This window comes from uncultured Solobacterium sp., from assembly GCF_963517755.1.
GTDB lineage: Bacteria > Bacillota_I > Bacilli_A > Erysipelotrichales > Erysipelotrichaceae > Bulleidia.
Map to the genome: position 1 here is coordinate 137338 of NZ_CAUQGG010000005.1, position 10053 is coordinate 147390.

Here is a 10053-nt window from a genome sequence, read left to right on the forward strand (position 1 = left end):
CTTGCCTCCTATTTCTTTGCCTGTGCTGCTAGTTTTGCACGTACAAATGTCTTTGCACGTCTAACATTCTCAGTTACTTCAATCTTAGATGGACATACATATGTACATAGACCACATTCAATACAGTTCATTACATCTAAACGCATTAATGTATCATAGTCTACAGACTTATGTTCAGAAGCGATACGTACTGGCTGTAATCCGGATGGACATGTTTCCGTACAACGTCCACAACGTAAACAAGCAACTGTATCTGGCTTTTCATACTTCTGAATTGTAAGACCATTGTTCTGTTGCATTACTGCAAATTGATCATTAGGAACTGCACGACCCATCATTGGTCCACCAGCTAGTAACACTACATCATCCACACCATCTTTATATCCACCAACGGCGTCGATAATCTCATGTACCTTTGTTCCAACAGGAACATATACATTCTGTGGATTCTTAACCGCATCACCAGATACAGTTAAGTACTTATGTGTAACTGGCATACCATTTACGAGCGCATTACCAAATGCAATTGCTGTAGATGCGTTGTTAACAATACAGCCTGCTTCAATTGGTAATCTGTCATAGCGCTTCTTTGTTAGCTGGTATACAAGTGTTCTTTCCCAACCCATAGGGTAAACGTTAGGAACGATACGCACCTCGATTGGTGTTCCCTTAAATGTTTCTTGCAGTTGGGCAATCTGTTCCTTCTTATCTTCCTTGATTGCGATACAACCAGCCTTTGCATTACTCATCTTGAAGAATGCAAGTGTACCTACCTTTAGTAAGTCCATGTTTTCTTCAATATTCTTATAATCAGATGTTAAAAATGGTTCACATTCAACCGCATTTACGATAAAAAGTTCTACATTCTCTGGCTTGTTATACTTTACATAAGATGGAAATCCTGCACCACCTAAGCCAAGCATACCGGACTCCTTGGCAAATGCATGTAATTCCTGCCAGCTAGCCTTTTCATAATCAAACGCCGCAAACGCACGTTCTACTGTATGTTTGTGGTCATTTTGAATGCGTAGATGGTCAATCATTGTACCACCTGCACCCAAGAACTTTTCGATACCCGTAACAGTACCGGAAACAGACGCAAAGAGTGGTAAATAGAATGCATCATTTCTTTCTGCTATCTTTTGTCCAATCTTAACTTCATCTCCAACTTGAACAAGTGGTTGGCATGGGGCAACACCGTTTACAAGCGGAATCCAAACAACATCTGGATCGATAGACTTCAATACTTCTTTGTGAAGAGTCCAATCCTTATGTCCATTTAAATGAAGCTTCATTGGTCCTGTAAATATTGACATAATATTCTTTCCTTTCCTCATTTGAAATCACTCAAAATTATAACATATTCCCACATTAACAGTAAGATGGCTTTTATGATATAGTTTAGATATGAAAAGAAAAATAACTAAATTATTAATCAGCGCATTAAGCGTTTGTACACTACTTGCTGGCTGTACAACGAAAGAGAGTAAAAACAGTGTTTCTAGCACAACTTCAACCAATAGCGAAAGTCTAACCAAATATGAAAATGTGAGTTCTGATGTAGGCTTTGATACAATCTATAGTTACATGGAATATACAACGAATACCGAATCGGCAGCTGCTCATTTCAAAGATAGCACTACCCTGCTTCGTTATTACAATCAGTTATTTGATATTTATAACGACTATGATGGTATCAATAACCTAAAGACAGTTAATGATAACGCTGGTATCAAACCAGTCAAAGTTGATAAACCGATCATTGACATGTTGCATATGGCAAAACAGTTCTATGATTACTCCAATGGCGAATTTGATATTACCATGGGTGCCCTTCTTAAGGTTTGGCATAAGTATCGTGAAGAAGGTATTAAACTCAACGCTGAAAAACAACTTGGTAATCTTCCATCAGAGGAAGAACTTACACAAGCTGCCGGTTGTAAGGGTTGGGATAATGTTGTAATAAACGACGAAGAAAGCACAGTATATATCACTCAGCCATGTCAATCATTTGATGTTGGTGGTATTGCAAAAGGATATGCAACAGAATTAGTTGCGGAAGAAGTTAGTCAACACATGCAAGCAGGTTACTTCAATGTTGGCAGAAACATCCGTACTGTAAATGATAAACCTGATGGAAGCACATGGAATGTCGGTATTGCTGATCCAGAAGGTGCTCTACCAAATGGACTTGCATTAATTTCTTCCAAAGGCTCCTTCTCCTTTGTTACAAGTGGAGACTATGAGCGCTTCTATATTGCAACAGATGGTAATAGTTATCACCACATTATTGATCCATCCACAAATTATCCCGCAACACATTACCATAGTGTCACAATCTTTACAGAAGATTCCGGTGTCGCTGACTGCTTAAGTACAACACTATTTACACTTTCTATCGAAGATGGAAAGAAAGTACTTGAAGCTTACACGAAAGCAACAGGTAAAGAAGCGAATGCAGTATGGGTCATGGATCCAGCAAAGAAACAGGGTGATGGCAAAGAAACAAACGGCTATTACGTTGTAGCAAGCGAAGGCTTAAAAGACATTATTACTTATTAGACATAAAAAGCGATGAATCCATCGCTTTTTATATGATATCTCTTCCATCTTCTGGAAATGTTTTAAATAGATAAAGAATAAACGGTAATGAAATAATTGCAGTCATAATCTCGCTTACAGATTGTGCAGCTTCAATACCTGTTATTCCAAAACATGCATGCAAGATAATGACAGCAGGGATTAGAATTAGTCCACTTCGTAGCATCGCTAGAAATGTTGCAACGGCACTACGTGAAATTGACTGAAATAACATATTCCCATACATCGTCATCGGCATTAATACTAAAGATACACATTGGAAACGTAATGCCGTTGTACCAACTGCTATAACATCAGGATCATCTCTAAACAGCGCAACAAAATGTCCTGAGAATGTAAATGCAATTACCGCAAGAATCGCCATCAATGCAGTGCCACTCTTAAGCGTAAAGTAGAATCCCTTCTTAACACGACTATAGATTTTTGCGCCATAGTTAAATGCACTAACAGGCTGGAATCCTTGACCAATACCAAGCGCAACACAAAATAAGAAAGACACAATACGAGTTGCGATAGAAATACCTGCAACAGCCGCATCACCATACATCGCAGATGTAGTATTTAATACCATTGTAGATAGTGAGTTTAATCCTTGTCGACTCAAAGATGGTAGTCCTGTCGAAAAGATACGATTTAAAATTTCAGGCTTGCATGTTACATATTTTGGTTGTAAACGGCTTTGAGTTTTACCTTGTAAATAAGGTAGTACAAGCACAAACATACTAATATATTGTGAGATAGTTGTACTAAGGCCTGCACCTGCAATGCCCATATGAAAGATGCGAACTAAAATATAATCACCAAAGATATTCAAGACACCACCAAGTGTTAAACCAATCATCGCATAGAAGGCTTTACCTTCATAACGCAAGATATTGTTTAACACACAGCTTGATGTCATAGCCATGCCTGCAAGCAAAATATAGAATGCATATATTCTAGCATACGGAAGGATGGTGTCTGTACTACCCATCAAACGCATCATTGGATCCATAAAGATGAGTCCAATGACCATTACAACTGCACCAACAAAAATAGAAAGAAAGAAACTTGTCGAAGCGTATATTCTAGCCTTCTCTACATTTTTTGAGCCTAGTTGTTGTGAGATATTCGCACCTGCACCATGTCCAAACATAAAGCCAAAGGCCTGTAGAATAGACATCAAACTAAATACAATACCAGTCGCACCACTTGCAGAAGTACTAATTGTACCTACAAAGTAAGTGTCTGCCATATTATAGATACTCGTTACAAGCATCGATATAATCGTTGGAACTGCTAGCTGCGTAATTAAGTGTGGAATTGAATCTTGTGTCATACGGCGATAATGCGCCTCTTGATTTATTGTAGACATCTACACACCATCCTTTCTATTCATAAAATCAAAAGAGGAATTTCTTCCTCTTAAAGACTTACTTAGTAGGTTTACCTAATAAACGGAACATATTCTTCTTATAGATTTCTACACCTGGCTGATTGAATGGGTTGATATCAATCATATAGCAAGTCATCGCTGTAGCGATGAAGAAGAAATAGCAGAGATAACCAAATGAGTATTCCTTCATATCTGGAATAGAAATGATTAAGTTAGGAACACCACCTGTTACTTCGTGAGCTTCAATTGTACCAAGGCAAGCCATCTTATTGACCCAATCATATGACTTACCAGCAAGGTAGTTCATCTGATCGCTATTTTCCGCATCCGTTGGAATAAGTAGATCTTCTGTAGGATTCTCTACTTCTAGGATTGTCTCGAATAGAACTTTCTTACCCTCTTGGATAAACTGTCCTAAGCTATGTAAATCTGTTGAGAAGTTTGCACTATCTGGCAAGATACCCTTACCATCCTTACCTTCAGATTCACCTAATAACTGCTTCCACCATTCAGCAAGCATTGCAAGCTGCGGTTCATACGCAACAAACATTTCTACATCATAACCTTGGTTCTGTAGGATACGTCTGCATACAGCGTATTGATAAGCAGGGTTCTTAGAAAGATCTGCTGTGTTTAATTCCTTATATGCATCATAAAGACCAGCCATGATCTTCTTGATATCTACACCCATAATAGCAAGTGGCACTAAACCTACTGGCGTAATTACAGAGTATCTACCACCAATATCATCAGGGATAACGAATGTTTCGTATCCTTCTTTATCTGCTAATGCCTTTAATGTACCACGTGCTTTATCTGTAGTTGCGATGATACGTTCCTTGCATTCTTCCTTGCCATATTTCTTTTCCATGAATTCGCGGAATACACGGAAAGCAAGTGCTGTTTCAGTTGTTGTACCAGACTTAGAAATAACGTTCAATACAACGCTCTTGTCCTGGATGTGCTTTAACACTTGTGCAATATATGTAGATGAAAATGTATTACCTACGAAAATAACTTCTGTCTTATTTCCTGAGTATAGACCTTGAATCATTTCGATAGCAGCACGTGCACCTAAGTAAGATCCACCGATACCACATACAAGTAATACTTCAGCCTTATCCTTTACTTTTTCAGCAACCTTTAAGATGCGTTCGAATTCAGCCTTATCATATGTTTCAGCCCAATCGACCCATCCCATAAAGTCGTTACCGGCACCAGTTCTTTCAAAAATTACTTTGTGTAGTTCATTTACTTTTTCTTGATAACTTTCAATACTTTCCTTGAGTAAAGCGTGTGATGTATTTAACTTCATCATTTTAAAATAGTCTCCTTCGCCTCTTTGATCCATTCACTCATAGCATTTGCGATTGTCTGAAAACCCATTTTCATGTTCGGTAAACTTGGTTTATGTCCCATCGGTTTACGTCTATTTCTTGAGTGTGCTTTCTGAAGTGCTTTCAATGATAACTTGACATGACTACTCTTATCATCGCATTCCAAGACCTTTAACTTCAAAACATCCCCAACCGTAACAAACTTTGAAATATCCTTCACAAATCCATCACTAATTTCAGAGATGTGAATTAGTCCACTCACATGATGTTCCAGTGCCACAAATGCACCGTAGGGTTGAATCCCTGTTATTTTTCCTTCTACAATCTGTCCTGGTTTGTATATCATTTTAGCATTTCCAATCGTTCTTAAGTATAGCACACTCAAGAAAAGATGTGTGCTATACTTTATCTAGAGGCTTATTATGTTAATTTCATTAAATACGATACATATTATATTTTGTGCTATATTTGCGGCTATCAGTGCACAGCTTTTAAAACCAATTTGTGCATTTATCGTCGAACCCGAGCATGATTGGGAATGGAGTTTAACCGTTGCTTGCGGTGGCTTTCCAAGTTCACATAGTGCAATGGTCTCTGCCCTTGCTTTAGCGGTAGGCTTCCGTGAGCGTTTTAGTTCGACTCTATTTGCGATTACCGTTGTTTTAGCCATTATTGTTATCTATGATGCCGCAAATGTGAGGTATTATAGTGGACAAAACATCAAAGTTACGCAACAATTAGTCAAGGATTTACAAGAAAGATATCCTCATGTATTCGAAAGTTCCATCTATAAGACAAAATTAAAACCTGTACTTGGTCATCGTTGGGTTGAAGTTGTTGGTGGTATTATTTGGGGACTATTCGTTGCGTATATCTTCTATCTTGTAAAGTAAGGAAAGAGGCGATAGTAATGAGTGATACAGATTTTTATTCTGAAAGTAGTGCGGATCTAATTGCCCTAGAAACTGATCCAGTCCGTAAGGAGTTGTTACAGCGCATTCAACATACGCTAGACAAGATTCGCCCATATATCCAAGCGGATGGCGGTGACGTCTTCTTGGTGGGATATGCGGATGGAGTTGTTACAGTAACAATGACTGGTGCATGTAATGGATGTATGGTAATGGATTCCACATTAAATGATGGTATTAAAGCTATCTTATTAGATGAAGTACCTGAAGTACATGATGTTCGTTTGTTAGAAACAAACAACTTCGATGAATTTAACCCATATTACTAAAATGCAGAAAATTTTCTGCATTTTTTATTTTATTTTCAGATTTTCTGTCATTTCTATAAAAATTTCATAGAATTTAAAAGAAAATTTATAGAAATGATAAAAAATTCATAATTTTATATTGAAACATCATGTAAAACGTTATAAATTTTTCATAACTAAAAAGGAGATACTATGGAAGACCTATTTAAAGATTTTGGTTCTAAAGTATTTGGCGAAAAAGAGATGAAGAGTCGCTTGCCTCGCCCTGTCTATCTTTCTTGGAAGAAAACAGTCGCAAACGAAGAAATGCTAGACCGCACAACCGCAGATGCAATCGCACATGCGATGAAACTTTGGGCACTTGATAATGGTGCTACTCACTTCACACACTGGTTCCAACCAATGACTGGCGGCACAGCCGAAAAACATGATAGTTTCTTAGAGCCAGATATAAATGGAGAGCCTTTTGCTCGATTTTCTGGAAAGATGCTTATCAAAGGTGAGCCAGATGCCTCAAGCTTCCCTAATGGTGGTTTACGTACAACATTTGAAGCACGCGGATATACCTATTGGGATGTAAAGAGTCCGGTATTCATCCGTGATAACATCCTCTGTATCCCTACTGTCTTTGTGTCTTACAGTGGTGAAGCCTTAGATAAAAAAGATCCTCTATTAAAATCATTAGAAGCACTCAGCAAATCCGCAACACGCATTGTTAATATTCTTGGCGATAAAGATGTAAAGAGTTGTGATATTTCCGTAGGACTTGAGCAAGAATACTTTCTCATCGACCGTAAATACTTTGATCGTCGCCTAGACTTACGCTTTACTGGTCGCACTTTGTTTGGTGTACCATCTCCTAAGACACAGGAATTAGATGACCATTACTTTGGTGCAATTCCACCACGTGTGGCAGCCTTTATGAAAGAAGCCAATCAAGAACTTTGGAAGTTAGGTATCTATGCCAAAACAGAGCACAACGAAGTTGCGCCTGGACAATTTGAATTAGCACCTATCTTTACAAACGGTAATGTGGCTGTTGACCAAAATCACCTCATTATGGATATCCTACGTGAGACAGCCAAGAAACATGGCTTTGCATGTCTCTTACACGAAAAGCCATTCCAAGGTATCAATGGTTCCGGTAAACATGATAACTATTCCATCATCACAGATGATGGACAAAACCTATTTTCCCCAGGTGAAAAGCCAGCTGAAAACATCCGTTTCTTATTATTTGTATGTGCATTTATTCGTGCAGTTGATACATATCCTCTCTTGCTTCGCTTAAGTGCATCCTGTACAGGTAATGATCATCGTCTAGGTGCTAACGAAGCACCTCCAGCGATTATTTCAATTTATCTTGGAAGTTATATTGAAAATATTCTCTATGATATCTATACAAAGAACAGTAAAAAGCCAATTACCCAAGAGGAAAAGACCACCTTTAATCCTGTAACAGGTTTATCTTATATTCCTCACGATAACACCGATCGTAACCGTACATCACCTCTTGCCTTTACTGGTAATAAGTTTGAGTTTAGAATGCTCGGTTCATCGATGAGTGCATCTTTCTCAAATACTGTATTGAACGCTATCATGGCAGAATCTCTCAATCAGATTGCGGATGAACTTGAAGGCATCAAGTATATTCAGGACATCCGAGAAAAAGCATTAACAATCTGTCGTAACTTGATTGAAAAGCACAAGAGAATTCTCTTCTCTGGAGATGGATATAGTGAAGAATGGGCAAAGGAAGCAAAGCGTAGAGGCTTACCAAATGTAAAGAGTTTTATCGAATCCACAGAAGTTCTTAATGACCCTTCTGTCATTAACCTCTTCACTTCTTTAAATATCTACTCTGAAAAAGAATTAGCAGCCAACCGTATCATTTTGCAGGAACAATACGAAAAGATTATGGGTATTGAAGTTCGTACAATGATTGAGATGGCACGCAAAGACATCCTTCCTTCCCAAATCGCAGAACTTAAGTTCTACAATGATACTATCAACTCAAGTGGTAAGAATACACCAAAGTTCATCCGTGACCACGCTAGAACTATTTCGACATTGATTGATCAAACATACCAAGCAATTCAATCATTAGAAGATGCTTGGCAAAAAGTAACTACGATTGGCAATACATTTGAGGTTGGTCAAAATATCTACTACAAGATCAATCCTCTCATGGACAAACTTAGGGCATCCGTAGATGCATACGAAAAAATCGCAGCTAGAGAATTCTACAAATTACCATCATACGAAGATATCTTATTCAATATATAAAGAAAACTGCATGGCACCCTTCCTTCGTTTAGGATGAGTAACCACTGCAGTTTTTTATTGTATTGTGATATTTTTCTTATCCAACTGTCGATGGATAAACTCGCTTACTAATACAAAGATAACTGAGAAGACTGGTACACCAATAAACATGCCAACGATACCAAATAACGCACCACCAATAATGATAGCGAACATGACATATAACGTTGGTAAGCCAACTGCTCCACCAAGGATACGCGGGCCAATAATATTACCATCTACCTGTTGTAGGATTAGAATAAAGATTGAAAATTCCAACGCTTTAAATGGATCAACCAATAATAGAATCAGAATACTTGGAACCGCTCCTAAGAATGGACCAAATACAGGAATCATATTTGTAACACCAACAACAACACTAATCAGTGGTGTATATGGCATCTTCATAAATGACAGGATAATATAACAGAGGATTCCAATAATTAAAGAATCTACCGCTTTACCAGCAACGAAACTATTGAATGTATTAATTGTTAAACGAGTTGTTCTTAAGATACCCTTTGTCGTCTTCTCTGGAAGAAGCGCGTATAACACTTTCTTCATTTGACGTTTGAGATTTACCTCATCCAGAAGAATATATAATGCGATAATCATGCCAATCAAGAAGTTCATCACACTCTTAGCGAAAATAACACTGTACATTAAGATGGCATTCAAACTACTTGCAAGATTAGATACCCAATCTCCCAACATACTGACACCCTTATCAATAACAGGGTTTAAAGTTTTAAGTAAATCATCGCTAAAAAAGTTGTTAGACTCAAAGAAGTTACGAGCAGAATCGACATATCCCTCAAAAGAGGACAGGAAGGTTTGGATAGAAGAAATCATCTGTGGAATAAGAATGGAGAAAAATACAAACAACATGATAATTCCGATAAATAGCGCTCCAAAGGAAGCGATAATCTTCTTTGTACGTGGCTTTAGTTTTGTCTTCCCTAACCAACTATATTCAATAATCTTTCGTAGCGGATTCAACAAAAAAGCAATTCCAATTCCATAAATAAATGGTGAAAGTGCCACAAAGATTGCCTGTAGAACGCCAAACAAAGGCTCAACATTATTTATCAACGTATAAAACGCTACAACAAGAATACCTGAAATTGAAAATACTTTGATATTTTCAATTGTTTCTTCTTTTAATTTAGACCATTTCATTCGCAAAAACCTCCATACTGATTATACCAGTTTTGAAT

General features: G+C 37.7%; 9 protein-coding genes. 4 read left to right on the forward strand and 5 right to left on the reverse strand.

Going from position 1 to position 10053, the window contains the following annotated elements:
- Positions 1–8: 8 nt before the first annotated feature.
- Positions 9–1316, reverse strand: a complete 1308-nt coding sequence (locus RWM19_RS04665; RefSeq protein ID WP_294025884.1) for an RnfABCDGE type electron transport complex subunit C — start codon at positions 1314–1316, stop codon at positions 9–11.
- A 91-nt stretch (positions 1317–1407) separates the two neighbouring features.
- On the opposite strand from RWM19_RS04665, the gene RWM19_RS04670 reads away from it, so the two are divergent.
- Positions 1408–2562 (forward strand): FAD:protein FMN transferase, encoded by a 1155-nt coding sequence (locus tag RWM19_RS04670; RefSeq protein ID WP_313984255.1) that lies wholly within the window; start codon positions 1408–1410, stop codon positions 2560–2562.
- 28 nt (positions 2563–2590) lie between these two features.
- Here RWM19_RS04670 and RWM19_RS04675 read toward each other — a convergent pair whose 3' ends face one another.
- From RWM19_RS04675 to RWM19_RS04685, 3 genes are read right to left on the reverse strand one after another with little or no spacing between them, the layout of a single operon-like run.
- Positions 2591–3955 (reverse strand): MATE family efflux transporter, encoded by a 1365-nt coding sequence (locus RWM19_RS04675; RefSeq protein ID WP_313984258.1) that lies wholly within the window; start codon positions 3953–3955, stop codon positions 2591–2593.
- Between the two features lie 58 nt (positions 3956–4013).
- The gene (locus RWM19_RS04680; RefSeq protein ID WP_313984261.1) at positions 4014–5294 is read right to left on the reverse strand and encodes a glucose-6-phosphate isomerase; all 1281 of its coding nucleotides are present in this window, start codon (positions 5292–5294) and stop codon (positions 4014–4016) included.
- Positions 5291–5659 (reverse strand): CvfD/Ygs/GSP13 family RNA-binding post-transcriptional regulator, encoded by a 369-nt coding sequence (locus tag RWM19_RS04685; RefSeq protein WP_294021652.1) that lies wholly within the window; start codon positions 5657–5659, stop codon positions 5291–5293. The genes RWM19_RS04680 and RWM19_RS04685 overlap by 4 nt, the downstream gene beginning before the upstream one ends.
- 76 nt (positions 5660–5735) lie before the next feature.
- Between RWM19_RS04685 and RWM19_RS04690 the strand changes: the two genes are divergently transcribed.
- The 3 genes from RWM19_RS04690 to RWM19_RS04700 all read left to right on the forward strand — a co-directional run bounded on the left by RWM19_RS04690 (position 5736) and on the right by RWM19_RS04700 (position 8818).
- Entirely contained in the window at positions 5736–6206 is a 471-nt protein-coding gene (locus RWM19_RS04690; protein ID WP_294023428.1) for a divergent PAP2 family protein, read from the forward strand.
- A gap of 17 nt (positions 6207–6223) precedes the next feature.
- Positions 6224–6553 (forward strand): NifU family protein, encoded by a 330-nt coding sequence (locus tag RWM19_RS04695; protein WP_313984266.1) that lies wholly within the window; start codon positions 6224–6226, stop codon positions 6551–6553.
- 171 nt (positions 6554–6724) lie between these two features.
- A complete protein-coding gene (locus tag RWM19_RS04700) occupies positions 6725–8818 on the forward strand; it encodes a glutamine synthetase III (RefSeq protein ID WP_313984269.1) in 2094 nt (697 codons plus the stop codon).
- Positions 8819–8872: 54 nt separating this feature from the next.
- On the opposite strand, the gene RWM19_RS04705 is transcribed toward RWM19_RS04700, so the two are convergent.
- A complete protein-coding gene (locus RWM19_RS04705) occupies positions 8873–10015 on the reverse strand; it encodes an AI-2E family transporter (protein WP_294023431.1) in 1143 nt (380 codons plus the stop codon).
- Between the last annotated feature and the right edge of the window lie 38 nt (positions 10016–10053).

Excerpts from the sequence above, each read along its gene's own strand:
- RWM19_RS04675 (WP_313984258.1), bottom strand. The coding sequence starts at position 3,955 with ATGTCTACAATAAATCAAGAGGCGCATTATCGCCGTATGACACAAGAT.
- RWM19_RS04670 (WP_313984255.1), top strand. The coding sequence starts at position 1,408 with ATGAAAAGAAAAATAACTAAATTATTAATCAGCGCATTAAGCGTTTGT.
- RWM19_RS04685 (WP_294021652.1), bottom strand. The coding sequence starts at position 5,659 with ATGATATACAAACCAGGACAGATTGTAGAAGGAAAAATAACAGGGATT.
- RWM19_RS04665 (WP_294025884.1), bottom strand. The coding sequence starts at position 1,316 with ATGTCAATATTTACAGGACCAATGAAGCTTCATTTAAATGGACATAAG.
- RWM19_RS04695 (WP_313984266.1), top strand. The coding sequence starts at position 6,224 with ATGAGTGATACAGATTTTTATTCTGAAAGTAGTGCGGATCTAATTGCC.
- RWM19_RS04680 (WP_313984261.1), bottom strand. The coding sequence starts at position 5,294 with ATGATGAAGTTAAATACATCACACGCTTTACTCAAGGAAAGTATTGAA.
- RWM19_RS04690 (WP_294023428.1), top strand. The coding sequence starts at position 5,736 with ATGTTAATTTCATTAAATACGATACATATTATATTTTGTGCTATATTT.
- RWM19_RS04705 (WP_294023431.1), bottom strand. The coding sequence starts at position 10,015 with ATGAAATGGTCTAAATTAAAAGAAGAAACAATTGAAAATATCAAAGTA.
- RWM19_RS04700 (WP_313984269.1), top strand. The coding sequence starts at position 6,725 with ATGGAAGACCTATTTAAAGATTTTGGTTCTAAAGTATTTGGCGAAAAA.